The sequence below is a fragment of the Myxococcus sp. CA023 genome (assembly GCF_010998615.1).
Classification (GTDB): domain Bacteria; phylum Myxococcota; class Myxococcia; order Myxococcales; family Myxococcaceae; genus Myxococcus.
Genome location: NZ_JAAEAH010000027.1, coordinates 1 through 16,754 on the forward strand (window position 1 = coordinate 1; position 16,754 = coordinate 16,754).

Annotated in this window: 10 protein-coding genes; 8 read left to right on the plus strand and 2 right to left on the minus strand. The window is 69.5% G+C overall.

Going from position 1 to position 16,754, the window contains the following annotated elements:
- Nucleotides 1-1,233, minus strand: a 1,233-nt coding sequence (locus tag F8M74_RS13975) for an ABC transporter permease (protein WP_240462288.1), incomplete at its 3' end; no start/stop codon positions are given.
- A gap of 194 nt (nucleotides 1,234-1,427) precedes the next feature.
- Here F8M74_RS13975 and F8M74_RS13980 point away from each other — a divergent pair.
- The 7 genes from F8M74_RS13980 (at nucleotide 1,428) to F8M74_RS14010 (ending at nucleotide 12,804) form a co-directional block, all read left to right on the plus strand.
- Nucleotides 1,428-2,501 (plus strand): nitronate monooxygenase family protein, encoded by a 1,074-nt coding sequence (locus F8M74_RS13980; protein WP_141256434.1) that lies wholly within the window; start codon nucleotides 1,428-1,430, stop codon nucleotides 2,499-2,501.
- A gap of 152 nt (nucleotides 2,502-2,653) precedes the next feature.
- The gene (locus F8M74_RS13985; protein ID WP_141256433.1) at nucleotides 2,654-3,295 is read left to right on the plus strand and encodes a DsbA family protein; all 642 of its coding nucleotides are present in this window, start codon (nucleotides 2,654-2,656) and stop codon (nucleotides 3,293-3,295) included.
- Between the two features lie 55 nt (nucleotides 3,296-3,350).
- Nucleotides 3,351-4,118, plus strand: coding sequence for an RNase H family protein (locus tag F8M74_RS13990; protein ID WP_141256432.1), 768 nt, complete (start codon nucleotides 3,351-3,353; stop codon nucleotides 4,116-4,118).
- A gap of 80 nt (nucleotides 4,119-4,198) precedes the next feature.
- A complete protein-coding gene (locus F8M74_RS13995; RefSeq protein WP_141256431.1) occupies nucleotides 4,199-6,088 on the plus strand; it encodes a methylmalonyl-CoA mutase family protein in 1,890 nt (629 codons plus the stop codon).
- On the plus strand, nucleotides 6,088-8,280 hold the full coding sequence (gene scpA / locus F8M74_RS14000) for a methylmalonyl-CoA mutase (protein ID WP_141256430.1): 2,193 nt from the start codon (nucleotides 6,088-6,090) through the stop codon (nucleotides 8,278-8,280). Before F8M74_RS13995 ends, scpA begins: the two co-directional genes overlap by 1 nt.
- Nucleotides 8,277-9,260, plus strand: coding sequence for a methylmalonyl Co-A mutase-associated GTPase MeaB (meaB, locus tag F8M74_RS14005; protein WP_141256429.1), 984 nt, complete (start codon nucleotides 8,277-8,279; stop codon nucleotides 9,258-9,260). Before scpA ends, meaB begins: the two co-directional genes overlap by 4 nt.
- A 76-nt stretch (nucleotides 9,261-9,336) precedes the next feature.
- Nucleotides 9,337-12,804 (plus strand): methylmalonyl-CoA mutase family protein, encoded by a 3,468-nt coding sequence (locus F8M74_RS14010; protein ID WP_141256428.1) that lies wholly within the window; start codon nucleotides 9,337-9,339, stop codon nucleotides 12,802-12,804.
- 211 nt (nucleotides 12,805-13,015) lie between these two features.
- On the opposite strand, the gene ybaL is transcribed toward F8M74_RS14010, so the two are convergent.
- Nucleotides 13,016-14,767 (minus strand): YbaL family putative K(+) efflux transporter, encoded by a 1,752-nt coding sequence (gene ybaL / locus F8M74_RS14015; protein WP_141256427.1) that lies wholly within the window; start codon nucleotides 14,765-14,767, stop codon nucleotides 13,016-13,018.
- A 315-nt stretch (nucleotides 14,768-15,082) separates the two neighbouring features.
- Here ybaL and F8M74_RS14020 point away from each other — a divergent pair, with 315 nt between their 5' ends.
- Nucleotides 15,083-16,744 (plus strand): hypothetical protein, encoded by a 1,662-nt coding sequence (locus F8M74_RS14020; RefSeq protein ID WP_228560289.1) that lies wholly within the window; start codon nucleotides 15,083-15,085, stop codon nucleotides 16,742-16,744.
- The last annotated feature ends 10 nt before the right edge of the window (nucleotides 16,745-16,754 follow it).

The window sequence follows — 16,754 nt, forward strand, 5'->3', positions numbered from 1 at the left end:
GTGTATAAGAGACAGCACCCGCTTCAACCCACGAACCAGGTCCAGCCGCCCCGCCTGGAGCGCGGGCACCAGCCCGAACAGCAGTGTGGTCAGCACGGCCAGTCCCGCGGTGAAGGCCAGCACCGGGCCATCCAGCGACACCTCTTCGATGCGGGGAATGTCCCGAGGCCCCCACATGGCCAACACATCCAGCGCCCACATCGCCACCAGCAGCCCCACGGCCGCGCCCAGACCCGCGAGCACGCCGCACTCCACCAACAGCTCGCGCGCGATGCGGCCACGGCTCGCGCCCAGGGCGATGCGCACGGAGACTTCCCCCTCACGCGAGGCTGCCCGCGCCAGGAGCAGGTGCGTGAGGTTCGCGCACGCGATGAGCAACACCAACCCCACCGCGCCCAGCATCAACAGGAGCGACGGACGGACGTTGCCCACCAGCACGTCGCGCAGCGGCTCCACGCGCGCGTCCTTGCCCTCGTTCGTCTGGGGGTACTGCCCCGCGAGACGGTGGGCGATGGCGGAGAGCTCGGTGCGCGCGGACGCCAGCGCCACGTCCGGGCCCAGGCGGCCGTACACCTCCAGCCAGTGCGCCCCGCGCCCCTCGGGCTTTGTCATGCTCTCTTCCCAGAGCAGCGGGCTCCACAGCTCCGAGCGTGCGGGGAAGTCGAAGCCCGGCGCCATCACCCCTACCACCGTCCAAGGCTCCGGAGCGCCCAGGTCCACCGAGCGCCCCAGCACAGCGGCGCTCCCGCCGAAGCGCCGCTGCCACAGCGCATGGGAAATCACCGCCACCTTCGGAGCGCCGGGCCGGACGTCATCGGGGTGAAGCGCGCGCCCCAACTGCACGCGAGCGTCCAGCATCGGGAAGAAGTCGCCCGTCACCATCCCCGCCTGCACCTTCTCCGGCGAGGTGTCCGCGCTGTCCGCCGCCAGCGTCACCGCCACGGGCGCCACCGCGGACAAGCCCTTCAGCGTGCGGCTCTGCTCCCGCAGGTCCATGAAGTCCAGCACGGAGGTGGGCCCCGGCCCCTGCGTCCTCAGGCTGTACACGCGCACCAGACGGGCGTCGTCGTGCATGGGCAGCGGCCGCAGCAACACGGCATTCACCACGCTGAAGATGGAGACGTTGGCGCCAATCCCAAGCGCGAGCGTGGCCACCGCGACCAGCGTGAAGGTAGGACTGCCACGAAGCCGGCGCAGCGCGAAGCGGAGGTCCTGGCCAAGGGTCATCGTCATGTCCAGGACGTCCGAGCATGCCGCGTGCCACCCCCGGCGTACAGGCCATCTGGACGAAGCGAGAAGCCCGGTTGCACGGGAATGGGAATCGGAGTCCCGCATCCGGACATCCCGCGCGCTTCCGCGTGTCGTTTCTCCCACCCCGTCCAACGTCCGCGATTATCCCTCCGCCATTCCCGACCGAAGGAGCCGCGATGAGCCCGCACCGAACGAACGAAGCCCTCCAGAAGCTGGGCATCCAACACCCCATCATCCAGGGCCCCTTCGGAGGCGGGCTCTCCACCGAACGACTCGCGGCGGCGGTGTCGAATCTCGGAGGGCTGGGCTCGTATGGGGCGTATCAGCTCCCGCCCGAGGAGCTTGGCCGCGTGACGGACCGGATTCGGGCGCTGACGGACAAACCCTTCGCGCTGAACCTCTGGGTCTCCGAGCATGACGCGGGCGGAGACGCGCTCAGCCCTGAGGATTTCGACCGCATCTACCGTCTCTTCGAGCCGTACTACCGCGAGCTCGGCGTGGAGAAGCCCGCCATGCCCGAGCGCTTCCACTACCGCTTCGAGGACCAGGTAGAGGCGCTGCTCGAAGCCCGTCCCCCCATCTTCAGCTTCGTGTTCGGCGTGCCCCCCGCCTCGGTCCTGGCGGAGTGTCGGCGCAAGGGCATCCTCACCTCCGGCGCGGCCACCACGCTGGCCGAAGCCGAGGCCCTGGACGCGGCGGGCGTCGACCTCATCGTGGCCACGGGCTTCGAGGCAGGCGGACACCGTCCTTCCTTCCTCGCGCGCGCCGAGGACTCGCTGATGGGGACGCTGGCCCTCACGCCGCTCGTCGCCGACCGCGTGAAGGCGCCCGTCATCGCGGCGGGCGGCATCGCGGATGGCCGAGGCATTCGCGCCGCGTTCACACTGGGTGCCCAGGCCGCGCAACTGGGAACGGCGTTCCTTGCCTGCGAGGAATCGGGAGCGACGGACGCCCACCGCGAGCTGCTCTTCAGCGACCGCGCGAAGCACACCACCTTGACGAGGTCCTTCACGGGCCGGCTGGCGCGAGGCATGCGCAATCGCTGGACAGAGGAGGTGGCCCATCAGCAGTCAGCGCTCGCGCCCTTCCCCATCCAGGGCTGGTTCCTGTCGAAGCTCAAGCCCGCGGCCGTCAAGGCGGGCCGTACGGACCTCGTGTCGCTCTGGGCAGGTCAGGCCACGCCCAATCTGCGGCACCGGGCCGTGCCCGCCCTGATGGAATCCCTCATCAAGGATATTTCGGCTTCGTGAAGCGGCGCGCCCTCCATCCTTACGAGCGCGCGGCAACGGCTCGCACGCCCGGCTGGAGTCCGGGAGGACCGGCGCCACTGCATCCCGTGCCCGCACGGGCATGGCCAACGTGAGGGGATGTCCCCTGGGGGGGACTTCAAGGAGCCTCGCCCATGACCCAATCGGACACGCCGGTCCGCCTCGACGTCTGGAGCGATTACGTCTGCCCCTTCTGCTACCTCGAGCTTCCCATCCTCGAGCGGTTATATGCCCGGCTGGGCTCGGCGCTCGACATCCACTGGCGCGCGTTCGAGCTGCGTCCGGTGCCCGCGCGGCCGCTCGCCCCGGTGAGTGAGCCCCCGCGGTCGGACTGGGCCCGCGCCGTCTACCCGTTGGCCGAGCAGCGGGGCCTGACGATGAAGCCCCCGCCGGTGCAACCGAAGAGCCGGCTGGCGCTCGAAGCCGCCGAGTTCGCCAAGGACGCCGGGTCCTTCTCCCCGTTCCATGAGTCCCTCTTCCGTGCCTTCTTCGCGGACGGCCGGGACATCGGGGACCTGCGCGTGCTGGGGGCGCTGGCGGAGGACGTAGGCATGGACCGCGAGTCCATGACACGCGCACTGGAGGCGGGCCGGTACACCACGCGCGTGCTCGCCGACGAGGAGGAGGCCCAACGGCTGGGCATCCGCGGCGTCCCGGCCATGCGGCTCGCAGGCAATGGGCCCGTGGTGCTGCTGAACGGCGCTCAGCCAGAAGAAGCCGTTCGCGCCGCCTTCGCGCGCGTCCGGCCGGGCCCCTCCCTGAGTGCCGTGCACTGAGCGCGCGGCCACCGCCGTCCTGGCGGGAGCACTTCGCGCCGAATAGGGTGCCGACATGGAGCACCGCCCGACCCTTGTCTTCGCTGATGGCGCCTGTTCAGGAAACCCTGGCCCGGGTGGCTGGGGGAGCATCATCGTCACGCCCGACGGGCTGGTGACGGAGCTGGGCGGCCACGAGCCGGAGACCACCAACAACCGGATGGAGCTGACGGCCGTGGGCAAGGCCCTGCGCCACCTGGAGCGCGCGCCGGGCCCCATCCACATCCACACGGACTCCACGTATGTGATTCAGGGCGCCACCAAGTGGGCGTTCGGCTGGAGCCGGCGCGGGTGGAAGACGGCCGAGGGCGGCGAGGTCGCCAACACCGTCTATTGGAAACGGCTGATGGCGCTCTTGGCGCAGCGCAAGGAGAACCATGCCGCCGAGGCCGCCGCCGTGGCGTGGTTCTACATCCGGGGCCACGTGGGCGTTCCCGGCAACGAGCGCGTGGACGCCATCGCCGTGGCCTATTCCAAGGGGCGTGACGCGAGGCTCTACACCGGCCCGCTCCACGGCTATGCCGTGGCCGTGCACGACCTGCCGGAGGACATGTCACTGCCTCCTGAGAAGCCCAAGGAACAGCGGGAGGCCGCGGCCAAGGCGTACTCCTACCTGAGTCAGGTGGGCAGCTCCGTGAAGCGCCACGCCTCCTGGGCCGCGTGTGAGCGCCGGGTAAAAGGCGTGTCCGGCGCCCGCTTCAAGAAGACAAAGAACGCGTTGGATGAAGCCAAAGTGCTGGAGGACTGGGGCTTCAAGGGGCAGGACGTCCCGTCGGAAGACTGAGGCAGCCCCTCCAAGCCCATTGCCCCGCCGGTCCATTGCGCCTATGGGTCGGTGCCACTCCCATCCCGCGAGGACGCAGCATGGCTCAAGAGCCTCTCCATATCGCCTCGGAGTTCCCGTCCCCGTCGGTGGAAGACTGGCGCCGGCTCGTGGACAAGGACCTGAAGGGCAAGCCCTTCACCGCGCTCCAGTCGCAGCTGGAAGGCGGCCTGTCGCTCCAGCCGCTTTACACGCAGCAGGACGCTGCCGCCGCGCCGCCCGAGCCGCCCGGCGTGGCCCCCTACGTGCGCGGTACCCAGGCCCTGGGCCTCACCGAGGGTGGATGGGTGGTGTGCCAGGAGTACAGCGAGCCGGACGTGACGCAGGCCGCCGAGGCCATCCGCACGGACCTGGACCGGGGCGGCTGGGGCGTATGGCTCCACCTGGGCGACACGCACGGCGTTCGCGTACCGGATGCCGAGGCGCTGCGGCGGCTGCTCGCCCATGCGCCACTGGACACGACGCCCGTCCACCTGGAGCCCGAGTCCGACCCGCTGGCCGCCGCCCAGCACCTGCTCCACGTCGCGGAGCAGACGGGCGTGTCCCGCGCGGCGCTGAAGGGCAGCCTCGGCGTGGATCCGCTCGGCATCCTGGCCCGCACGGGCTCGCTGCCCATGGGGCTGGACGCGACGCTGTCCCAGGCCGCGCCCCTGGTCACCTCGATGCGTGAAGCCGCGCCCGGCCTTCGGGTGCTGCTCGTTTCCACGCGCGCCTACGCGGACGCGGGCGCCACATCGGTGCACGAGCTGGCCTGGGCCATCGCCACGGGCGTGGCGTACCTGCGCGGACTGGAGTGCGCGGGCGTCTCCCCCGACGTCGCGGCGCGCTCCGTCCAGTTCGCGATGTCCGTGGGTGGCCAGTTCTTCCCGGAGATTGCCCGGCTGCGCGCGGCGAGGCTCTTGTGGTCCAAGGCCGTGGCGGCGTGTGGCGGCTCGCCGGAGGCCCAGGCCATGGTGCTGCACGCGCGCACCGCGAGCACCACGAAGACGCAGCGGGACCCGTGGGTGAACATCCTCCGCGCCACCGCGGAGTCCTTCGCCGCCGTCGTCGGTGGCGCGGACAGCGTCAGCACCTCGCCGTTCGACGAAGCCCTGGGCACGCCCGACGCGTCCGCCCGCCGGCTGGCGCGTAATACGCAGCTCATCCTGCGCGACGAGTCGAGCCTCAACCGCGTCGCCGACCCCGCGGGCGGCAGCTACTACCTGGAGCAGCTCACGCAGGACATCGCCCGCGCGGCGTGGACCGAGCTGCGGCGCATCGAGGCGCTGGGCGGCATGGAGCAAGCGCTCACGAGCGGCGACGTGGCCCGCGTGCTCGCGGAGACGCGCGCGGCGCGCGACAAGGCCGTGCGCACCCGCCGCCTGCCCATTGTCGGCGTGAGTGAGTTCCCCCACCTGGGCGAAACACCCGTTCAGCGGGAGTCCCGCGCCGAGGCGTCCACGGCGCCCGCGACGCCGGGCCCCCTGCCTCTGCGCCCGGTGCGAGTGGCCGAGCCCTTCGAGGCGCTTCGCGACGCGAGCGACCGCCACCTCGCCGCGCACGGTGCGCGCCCCAAGGCCTTCCTGGCCAGCCTGGGCACAGTGGCCGAGCACACCACCCGCTCCACGTGGACGGCCAACGTCCTGGCCGCGGGCGGTATCGAGCCGGCGGACCAGCATGGCTTCGCGGACATCGCGGACGCGGTGGCCCGCTTCCAGGCATCAGGCGCGCCGCTCGCCGTCATCTCCGGGCCGGACGCGCTGTATCCAGAATGGGTGCCCGCGTTGACGGCGGCGCTGAAGTCGACGGGCGCGCGCGCGGTGGCCGTGGCGGGCCGGCCCGGTGACCACGAGGCCGCCTTCCGCGCGGCCGGCGTGGACGTCTTCTTCTACGCGGGAGCGGACCTGTTCTCGCTCCTGTCCTCACTGCACCAGCAGCTCGGAGTGGCCTGATGCGCCCCCACGTACCGGACTTCTCGGGCATCGACTTCGACGCCCCCGAAACGCACTCCGCCGCGCCCACGCGCGACCAGCAACTGCGTCAGGCCGGCGAGGCCACCCGCAACGCCGAGCGCTGGGACACGCCCGAGGGCATCCCCGTCAAGCCGGTGTACACGCGCGAGGACATGGAGGGCGTGGAGCATCTGGGCTCGCTGCCGGGCCTGCCGCCCTTCGTGCGCGGCCCCTACTCCACCATGTACGTGCAGCAGCCGTGGACGGTTCGGCAGTACGCCGGCTTCTCCACGGCCGAGGCCTCCAACGCCTTCTACCGCCGCAACCTCGCGGCGGGGCAGAAGGGCCTGTCCATCGCCTTCGACCTCGCGACGCACCGGGGCTACGACAGCGACCATCCCCGCGTGGCGGGTGACGTGGGCATGGCGGGCGTGGCCATCGACTCCATCAAGGACATGCGCATCCTGTTCGACCGGATTCCGCTCGACCAGATGAGCGTGTCCATGACGATGAACGGGGCCGTGCTCCCGGTGCTGGCGCTCTACGTGGTCGCCGCCGAGGAGCAGGGCGTGCGCCCCGAGCAGCTCAGCGGGACCATCCAGAACGACATCCTCAAGGAGTTCATGGTCCGCAACACGTACATCTACCCGCCCGCTCCGTCGATGCGCATCATCGGCGACATCTTCCGCTTCACGGCGGAGAAGATGCCGCGCTTCAACAGCATCAGCATCAGCGGCTACCACATGCAGGAAGCCGGGGCGACGCAGGACCTGGAGCTGGGCTACACGCTGGCGGACGGCGTGGAGTACGTGCGCGCCGGGCTCGCGGCGGGACTGGGCGTGGACGCCTTCGCGCCGCGCCTGTCCTTCTTCTGGGCCATTGGCATGAACTTCTTCATGGAAGTGGCCAAGATGCGCGCCGCCCGCCTGCTCTGGGCGAAGCTCATCAAGGGCTTCTCCCCGAAGACGGACAAGAGCCTGGCGCTGCGCACCCACAGCCAGACGTCTGGATGGAGCCTCACCGCGCAGGACGTCTTCAACAATGTCGTGCGCACCTGCGTGGAGGCCATGGCCGCCACCCAGGGCCACACGCAGAGCCTGCACACCAACTCGCTGGACGAGGCCATCGCGCTGCCCACCGACTTCAGCGCGCGCATCGCCCGCAACACCCAGCTCTATCTCCAGTTGGAGAGCGGCACCACGCGCGTCATCGACCCGTGGGGTGGCAGCTACTACGTGGAGCGCCTCACGCACGAACTGGCGAGCAAGGCGTGGGCCCACATCCAGGAGGTCGAGGCGCTGGGCGGCATGACGAAGGCCATCGAGGCCGGCCTGCCCAAGCTGCGCATCGAGGAGGCGGCGGCGCGCACCCAGGCGCGCATCGACTCCGGCCGCCAGGCCATCATCGGCGTGAACAAGTACCCGCCTGAGCGCGAGGACTCCATCGAGATTCTCAAGGTGGACAACTCGGCGGTACGCGAGGCGCAGATTGCCCGGCTGCGCGAACTGCGCGCCGAGCGCAACGCGGAGGACGTCCGCCGCAAGCTGGACGCGCTCACCGAGGCGGGACGGCGCGGCGAGGGCAACCTGCTGGCGCTGGCCATCGACGCGGCCCGCGCCAAGGCGACGGTGGGCGAAATCAGCGACGCGCTCGAGAAGGTATTCGGACGCTACGAGGCCACGGTGCGCAGCGTGACGGGTGTGTATTCCAGCGAAGCGGGCAAGGACGCCCAGGGAATCATCGACGCGCGTGAGAAGGCGGACGCGTTCCTCGCGCGCTTCGGCCGCCGGCCGCGCATCCTCATCGCGAAGATGGGGCAGGACGGGCATGACCGCGGCCAGAAGGTCATCGCCACCGCGTTCGCGGACCTGGGCTTCGACGTGGACATCGGTCCCCTGTTCCAGACGCCCGAGGAGTCCGCGCGGCAGGCGGTGGAGAACGACGTGCACGTCGTGGGCGCCAGCTCGCTCGCCGCCGGCCACCTGACGCTGGTGCCGCAACTCAAGCAGGCACTCAAGGCGCTGGGCCGTGAGGACATCATGGTCGTCGTGGGTGGCGTCATCCCCGCACAGGACTACGACGCGCTTCGCGCCGCGGGCGCCGCGGCCATCTTCGGCCCCGGCACGGTCATCTCCAAGGCGGCCATCGAGCTGCTCGACAAGCTGGCCGCCTCGTTGGAGGAAGAGGCGTGAAGCTGCTGCCCGCGGACACGTATGTGGACGGCGTGCGCGCGGGCGACCGCGCCATGCTCGCGCGCACCATCACCCTGGTGGAGAGCGAGCTGCCGCGCCACGCCGCGCTCGCCCAGGAGGTACTCACGCGGCTGCTCCCCACCACGGGTGGCAGCCAGCGCGTGGGCATCAGCGGCGTGCCGGGCGTGGGCAAGAGCACCTTCATCGACGCGCTGGGCATGCACCTGGTGAAGGCCGGCAAGCGCGTGGCGGTGCTGGCCATCGACCCGTCCAGCACCGTGTCCGGCGGCAGCATCCTGGGTGACAAGACGCGCATGGCGCGGCTGTCGCGCGAGGAAGCCGCGTACATCCGCCCCAGCCCCTCCAGCGGCACTTTGGGCGGCGTGGCACGCAAGACGCGCGAGACGCTGCTCTTGTGCGAGGCGGCGGGCTTCGACGTGGTGCTGGTGGAGACGGTGGGCGTGGGCCAGTCGGAAACGGTGGTGGCCGACCTGGTGGACTTCTACCTGGTGCTCATGCTGGCGGGCGCCGGGGACGAACTGCAGGGCATCAAGCGCGGCATCCTCGAGGTGGCGGACATGCTCGCCATCAACAAGGCGGACGGCGACAACAAGCCGCGCGCCGAAAGGGCCCGCTCCGAGCTACGCGCCGCGTTGCACCTGATGCGGCCGGGCGCCGAGCCGGAAATCACCACCTGCAGTGCCCTGGAGGGCAGCGGCATCGAGAAGCTGTGGACATCCGTCGAGACGCAGCTCGGGCGGAGCGCGGCCTCGGGCGCGATGGAGCTCCGCCGCAAGGCGCAGCAGGTGCAGTGGATGTGGTCCATGGTGCAGGACGGCCTCCGAGCGGCCCTGCGTGCGCACCCCGAGGTGTCCGCACTGGTGCCCACGCTGGAGGCGGACGTGCGCGAAGGGCGTGCGACACCGACGTCGGCCGCACTGCGGGTGCTGGGCGCGTTCCTCCCTGAAACGAGGGCCTGACAGCCCGCGTCGAGGAGCGGTCAGTCACGCTCCAATCCCTTGCCTCGACACAAACGGCGCTCTTACTGTACGCGCCGTGCGAAACGTCCAGCAGACACCCGTTCCCCAGCCCTACAAGCCTCGTTTCCACGTCCGCATCGTGACGGCCGCCTCCCTGTTCGACGGGCATGACGCCGCCATCAACGTGATGCGCCGCCTCATGCAGTCCTCGGGCGCGGAAATCATCCACCTGGGGCACAACCGCTCGGTGGCTGAGATTGTCGACTGCGCCATCCAGGAGGACGTGCAGGGCATCGCAATCACCTCCTACCAGGGCGGTCACGTCGAGTTCTTCAAGTACATGATTGACCTGCTGCGCGAGCGGAAGGCCAACATCAAGGTCTTCGGCGGCGGTGGCGGCACCATCCTCCCGTCGGAGATTGAAGAGCTCCACCGCTACGGCGTCACGCGCATCTACTCGCCGGACGACGGGCGGGCCATGGGCCTTCAGGGGATGATTGACGACCTCATCTCCCAGTGTGACTTCGAGAAGCGGCCAGGCGACTTCGCGCCCCTGCTCGATGCGCCCTCGATGCGCGAGCCGTCCCGGATTGCCCCGCTCATCACCATCGCGGAGAACTTCGCGTCCCAGGGCCCGGCCCTGCGCGAGGCCATGTCGCATATCCAGGCCAAGGGCCCGCGCGTGCCCATCCTGGGCATCACCGGCACCGGCGGAGCGGGCAAGTCCAGCCTCGTGGATGAGCTGGTGCGCCGATTCCTCGCCGACTTCCCGGACAAGACGCTCGCCGTGCTGTCCGTGGATCCGTCCAAGCGCAAGTCCGGCGGCGCGCTCCTGGGCGACCGCATCCGGATGAACGCCATCGACAATCCGCGCGTGTACATGCGCTCGATGGCCACCCGCCAGAGCAACCTCGCCCTGTCCAAGCACGTGGGCGACTCCATCGAAATCTGCAAGGCCGCCGGCTTCGACCTCATCGTGGTGGAGACCTCCGGCATCGGCCAGTCCGACACCGAAATCACCGAGCACTCCGACGTGGCGCTCTACGTGATGACGGCGGAGTACGGCGCGGCGACGCAGCTCGAGAAGATCGACATGCTCGACTTCGCGGACGTCATCGCCATCAACAAGTTCGACAAGCGCGGTTCGCTGGACGCGCTGCGCGACGTGCGCAAGCAGTGGAAGCGCAACCACAACGCCTTCACCACCGCCGATGACGCGGTGCCCGTGTACGGCACCATCGCCTCGCAGTTCAACGACCCGGGGATGAACCAGCTCTACCGGGCGCTCATGGACACCATCTCCACGAAGACGGGCGCGCCGCTCAAGTCCGGCTTCGAGCTCACGCCGGGGATGAGCGAGAAGAAGTGGATCATCCCGCCCGAGCGCACGCGCTACCTGGCGGAAATCGTCGAGGCCTGTGAGTCCTATGACGGCTTCGTGAAGGCCCAGGCCGCCATCGCCCGGCGCATGTACCAGCTCCACGGCACCATCGAGGCGCTGCGCACCAACGTGGGCAGGAAGCGCCTGGAAATCGTCGAGCCCAAGGACCCCTCGGACACGGTGCAGGTCACTGAGCGCGTCGAGGGCGAGCCCGCCTACCTGAGCGAGCTGGTGGAGCTGTACACGGATTTGGAGTCGCGGCTCCACGCCGACTGCCGCCGGCTCCTGGCTGAGTGGCCCGCGACGAAGCGCCGCTACGCCGCGTCCAAGTACCAGTTCCAGGTCCGCGACAAGGTCATCGAGCTGGACCTGTACGCGGAGACGCTCTCCCACCTGCGCATCCCCAAGATTGCCCTCCCCCGTTACGAAGACTGGGGTGACATCCTCACCTGGCTGCTGCGGGAGAATGCGCCGGGCGCCTTCCCCTTCACCGCGGGCGTCTTCCCGCTCAAGCGCGAGGGCGAGGACCCCGCGCGCATGTTCGCCGGCGAGGGCGGCCCGGAGCGCACCAACAAGCGCTTCCACTACGTGTCGCGCGGCCTGCCCGCCAAGCGCCTGTCCACGGCCTTCGACTCGGTGACGCTGTACGGCGAGGACCCGGACCACCGGCCGGACATCTACGGCAAGGTGGGCAACTCGGGCGTGTCCATCGCCAACGTGGACGACGCGAAGAAGCTCTACTCCGGCTTCGACCTGGCGGACCCGTCCACGTCCGTGTCCATGACCATCAACGGCCCCGCGCCGATGCTGCTCGGGTTCTTCCTCAACGCCGCGGTGGACCAGCAGTGCGAGAAGTGGATTCGCGAGAACGGCAAGGTCGACGAGGTCGAGAAGAAGATAGATGCCCTCTACCGCGAGCGCGGCCTGCCGCGGCCCCGCTACCAGGGCGACTTGCCGCAGGGCAACGACGGGCTGGGCCTGCTGCTGCTCGGCGTGTCCGGCGACGAGGTGCTCCCGCGCGACGTCTACGAGCGCATCCGCGCGAAGACGCTCCAGTCGGTGCGCGGCACCGTGCAGGCGGACATCCTAAAGGAGGACCAAGCGCAGAACACCTGCATCTTCTCCACGGAGTTCGCCCTGCGGGTGATGGGCGACATCCAGCAGTACTTCATCGACCAGAAGGTGCGGAACTTCTACTCGGTGTCGATTTCCGGCTACCACATCGCGGAAGCCGGGGCGAACCCCATCTCCCAGCTGGCCTTCACGCTGGCCAACGGCTTCACCTTCGTCGAGTACTACCTGTCGCGGGGCATGGACATCGACGACTTCGCGCCCAACCTCTCGTTCTTCTTCTCGAACGGAATGGACCCGGAGTACGCCGTGCTGGGCCGCGTGGCGCGCCGCATCTGGGCCAAGGCCATCCGGGACAAGTACGGCGGCAATGACCGCTCGCAAAAGCTGAAGTACCACATCCAGACGTCTGGCCGGAGCCTGCACGCGCAGGAGATTGCCTTCAACGACATCCGGACCACGCTGCAGGCGTTGCTCGCGCTCAACGACAACTGCAACTCGTTGCACACCAACGCCTACGACGAGGCCATCACCACGCCCACCGAGGAGAGCGTGCGCCGCGCGCTCGCCATCCAGTTGGTCATCAACAAGGAGTTCGGCCTCTCCAAGAACGAAAACCCCAGCCAGGGTGCGTTCATCATCGAGGAGCTGACCGACCTGGTGGAGGCGGCGGTGCTGGCGGAGTTCCGCGCCATCTCCGAGCGAGGCGGCGTGCTGGGCGCCATGGAGCGCATGTACCAGCGCTCCAAGATTCAGGAAGAGTCCCTCTATTACGAGACGCTGAAGCACGACGGGACGCTGCCCATCATCGGGGTGAATACGTTCCTGGACCCCAAGGGCTCTCCGACGGTGACGCCGCCCGAGGTCATCCGCGCGACGACGGAGGAGAAGAACTACTCCATCACCTCGCGCGACGCCTTCTGGAAGCGGAACGAGGCGACGGCGCCCAAGGCCCTGGAGGCCGTGCGCCGCGCGGCGCTGGACAACGGCAACATCTTCGCCGCGCTGATGGACGCCTGTAAGGTCTGCACGCTCGGCCAGCTCTCCCGCGCGCTGTACGAGGTGGGCGGGCAGTACCGGCGCAACATGTAACGCCGACGTAGCCCTGACGCCGCGTCCCCCTCCGGGCGGGCGCGGCGATGAGGCTCACCGGGCGAACGCGAACCAGTCGGCGCCTTCGCCCGTATGCGCCAGGGCCCCTGAAGAGAGCACGGTGCGGTTCACCCCAGGGACGTCGCGAGACCAGAGGGCCAACGCAGTCCGGCCATGGGGAGTGGGAGCCGCGCCGCAGTTCCCGCGGGCCTCAAGGCACCACGGCGTCCGCGGGTGCCGGCAACAGAGGCCCGGCCTTCAGCGCGGACAGGCGCTCCAGCACGTAGTCCAACATGCTCCGTGCCAGCGCGTGCTCGCCCATCACCACCCGGTCCACGCCCAGCGACTCCAGGTAGTCCCGCTCCTCGTCGCCATGCGTGCGCACCACCGCGGGAAGGGTCGGATTCACGCCTTTCGCCTGCTCCACGATGGCGCGGGCCTGCAGCGCGTCCGGCGTGGCGACGATGAGGATGGACGCCGTATCCAGGTGCGCGTGCTCCAGGATGCCGGGCACCGCGGCGTCCCCGTAGATGGCGGGCACGCCCTGCTCACGAAGGCGCTCCACGTACTCGCGGTTCTGCTCCACGACCACGAAGGGAATCTTCTGCTCCGTCAGGCTCTGGCCAATCACGCCGCCCACGCGCCCGTAGCCAATCAACACCGCGTGCTCGCGCAGCTGCACGTCCCCCATGCCAATGGGCAGGTCGGACAGCTCGTCTTCCTCGGGGTCCATGCGCGCGGCGAACCGTGGGTGCCGGCGCAGCCACGCCAGCAGCGGATCAATGGTCTTGAAGACGAGCGGGTTGAGGGTGATGGACAGCAGGGCCCCCGACAACACCAGGCTCTGCCCCTCTTTCGGCAGCAGCCCGAGCGTAACGCCCAGCCCCACCAGGATGAATGAGAACTCCCCAATCTGCGCCAGGCTCGCGGACACCGTGAGGGCGGTGTTCACCGGGTAGCGGAACGCCAACACGATGAAGAAGGCGGCCAGCGACTTGCCCAGGACGATGATGCCCAGCACGGCGACGACCTCGAGCGGCTGCTTCACCAGCACCATCGGGTCGAAGAGCATTCCCACCGACACGAAGAACAGCACCGAGAACGCGTCCTGGAGCGGCAGCGAATCCTCCGCCACCCGGTGGCTGAGCTCCGACTCACTGACCACCACGCCCGCGAAGAAGGCGCCCAGCGCGAAGGAGACGCCGAAGAGCGCGGCGGCCCCGAACGCAATCCCCAGCGACACCGCCAGCACCGACAACGTGAACAACTCGCGGGAGCCCGTCTTGGCCACCTGGGTCAGCAGCCAGGGCACCAGCCGCGTGCCGGCGACCACCATCAGCGCCACGAAGAGGCAGACCTTCCCCAGCGTGAGGGCCAGGGTCCAGATGAGGCTGCCTCCAGCGGCCGCCGTCGCGGACGTCTGCGTGTCGGCGGAGCCAAGGACGTTGCCCAGCGCGGGGAGGAGAACCAGGGCGAGCACCATCGCCAGGTCCTCCACAATCAGCCAACCCACCGCGATGCGGCCATTCACCGAATCGAGGATGCCCCGCTCCTCCAGGGCGCGCAGCAGCACCACGGTGCTGGCGGTGGACAGCGCGAGGCCGAACACCAGGCCCGCGCCCAGGCTCCAACCCCACCAGTGCGAGACCACGGTCCCCATCACGGTGGCCGCCGCGATCTGCACGACGGCGCCCGGCACCGCGATGTTGCGCACGGCGAGCAGGTCCTTGATGGAGAAGTGAATCCCCACGCCGAACATCAGCAGGATGACGCCAATCTCCGCCAGCTGACCGGCAAGGCCCCCATCCGCGACGAAGCCCGGCGTGAACGGCCCCACGGCCACGCCCGCCAGGAGATAGCCCACCAAAGGTGGCAGCTTCAGCCAGCGTGCGACGAACCCACCAACGAAGGCCAGTCCGAGTCCAACTGCGATGGTGGCGATGAGCGTGGTGTCGTGAGGCACGGTGGAATCTCCCTGGGCGCTACGCGGAAGGGGGTATGAAAAAGCGGCGCAGCGAGGAATCCGGCCCTGGGGCGGAACCCTCGAACACCTTTCGAGCATGGGTGGTCTTGAGCGGACGCTCGCGCTGCTGCAGTGAGATTCCGCCGGGCGGGAATCTACTACGGCGCGGGCTCGTTCCCAACCCTCATCCGCAGGCAGTGAGTGATGTGCTCGCCAAGCATCACTTCGAGTAGGCAACGCGCCATGTCACCCCATAGGCGGTGCGTTGGCGCGTCCCCAGCTTGAGGAAAGAGCACATCCCCGCGGAGGTCCCCCATGCGTGCTCCCCTGCCCTGTGCCTTGATGTTGGCCCTGGCCCTCGCCGGCACGTCCGCCGCTGCCGCGGAGCACTCGGCCCCGACCCTGGATTCCCTGGCAGACGGCGCGTTGCTGCTCGACGGGCTGGGGACGCACGAACGCCAGGTCACCACGGCCTCACCCCAGGCCCAGGCCTTCTTCAATCAGGGCCTGCGGGTGGCATATGGCTTCAACCACGACGAGGCCGCACGCTCGTTCGCCCGAGCCGCGCAGTTGGACCCCACCTGCGCCATGTGCTTCTGGGGCGTCGCGCTGGTGCTGGGCCCCAACTACAACATGCCCATGCTGGCGGAGAGTGCGCCCGCCGCCTGGGACGCCCTCCAGCGCGCTCGGCAGCTCGCCCCCCGTACGACGCCGGTGGAACAGGCCCTCATCACCGCGCTCGTCCAGCGCTACCCCGGCCCGGAGGCCCTGCCACCGGAGAAGATGGCCCCCTTCAACGAGGCCTATGCCAGCGCCATGGCGGACGTGGCCGCGCGCTACCCGGACGACCTGGACGTGCAGACGCTCCATGCCGAGGCCCTCATGGACCGGAATCCCTGGAAGCTGTGGTCGCTGGACGGGGCGCCGGCCCCGGGCACGGAGCAGATTGTCGCCACGCTGGAGTCCGTGCTCACCCGGGACCCACACCACCTGGGCGCGAACCACTATTACATCCACGCGGTGGAGGCCTCGCCGCACCCGGAGAAGGCGGAGCCTTCCGCAGACCGGCTGGGCGCGCTGGCGCCGAAGGCGGGGCACATCGTCCACATGCCGGCCCACATCTACCAGCGCGTGGGCCGCTACGCGGATGCCTCGGAAAGCAATCGGAAGGCGGCGGCGGCGGACCTGGCCTACCAGAAGCAGGCGAAGCCGCGCGGCCACGTCTACCCCATGTACACGTCCCACAACTTCGGCTTCCTGGCGTACTCCGCGTCCATGGAGGGGCGGAAGCAGGAGACGTTGGAGGCGGCCCGGGCCTCGGCGAAACACTTCCCGCCGGAGCTGCTCACGATGATGCCGGGCATGGACTTCTTCGTGGCCCAGCCGCTCTTCGCCATGGTGCGCTTCGGGGACTGGGAGAGCCTCCTCGCCGAGCCCCGCCCGAAGCCGAAGTACCCTGTCCAGACGGGCCTCTGGCTCCACGCGCACGGCATGGCGCTGGCGGCCACGGGGCAACTGCCACAAGCCCGCGCGGAGCTGGCCGAGCTGAGACAACTGGCCCGCACCGTGCCTCCGACCATGGCCGCGAACCTCAACACCGCGAAAGACGTGCTGGGCGTCGCGGTGCGCGTGTTGGAGGCCCGCGTGGCCCAGGCCGAGGGCCGGCCCCAGGCCCTGACGTTGTGGCGGGAAGCCGTCGACGCCGCGGACCGGCTCTCCTACGCCGAGCCCGCGGACTGGTTCTATCCGGTGCGCCACTACCAGGGCGCCGCGCTGCTGGAGGCCGGACGCCACCAGGAAGCGGAGGCCGTCTACCGCGAGGACCTGCGGCGCAACCCGAAGAATGGTTGGGGCCTGTTCGGCTTGACGCAGTCGCTCGAAGCGCAGGGGCGTCAGGAGGAGGCGGCTCGCACCCGCGCCGCTTTCGAGAAGGCCTGGGCGCGCGCGGACTTTCCGCTCACGACCACCGCGCCCTGATGGCAAGGGC

Excerpts from the sequence above, each read along its gene's own strand:
- F8M74_RS13980 (WP_141256434.1), top strand. The coding sequence starts at position 1,428 with ATGAGCCCGCACCGAACGAACGAAGCCCTCCAGAAGCTGGGCATCCAA.
- F8M74_RS13985 (WP_141256433.1), top strand. The coding sequence starts at position 2,654 with ATGACCCAATCGGACACGCCGGTCCGCCTCGACGTCTGGAGCGATTAC.
- F8M74_RS13990 (WP_141256432.1), top strand. The coding sequence starts at position 3,351 with ATGGAGCACCGCCCGACCCTTGTCTTCGCTGATGGCGCCTGTTCAGGA.
- F8M74_RS13995 (WP_141256431.1), top strand. The coding sequence starts at position 4,199 with ATGGCTCAAGAGCCTCTCCATATCGCCTCGGAGTTCCCGTCCCCGTCG.
- scpA (WP_141256430.1), top strand. The coding sequence starts at position 6,088 with ATGCGCCCCCACGTACCGGACTTCTCGGGCATCGACTTCGACGCCCCC.
- F8M74_RS14020 (WP_228560289.1), top strand. The coding sequence starts at position 15,083 with ATGCGTGCTCCCCTGCCCTGTGCCTTGATGTTGGCCCTGGCCCTCGCC.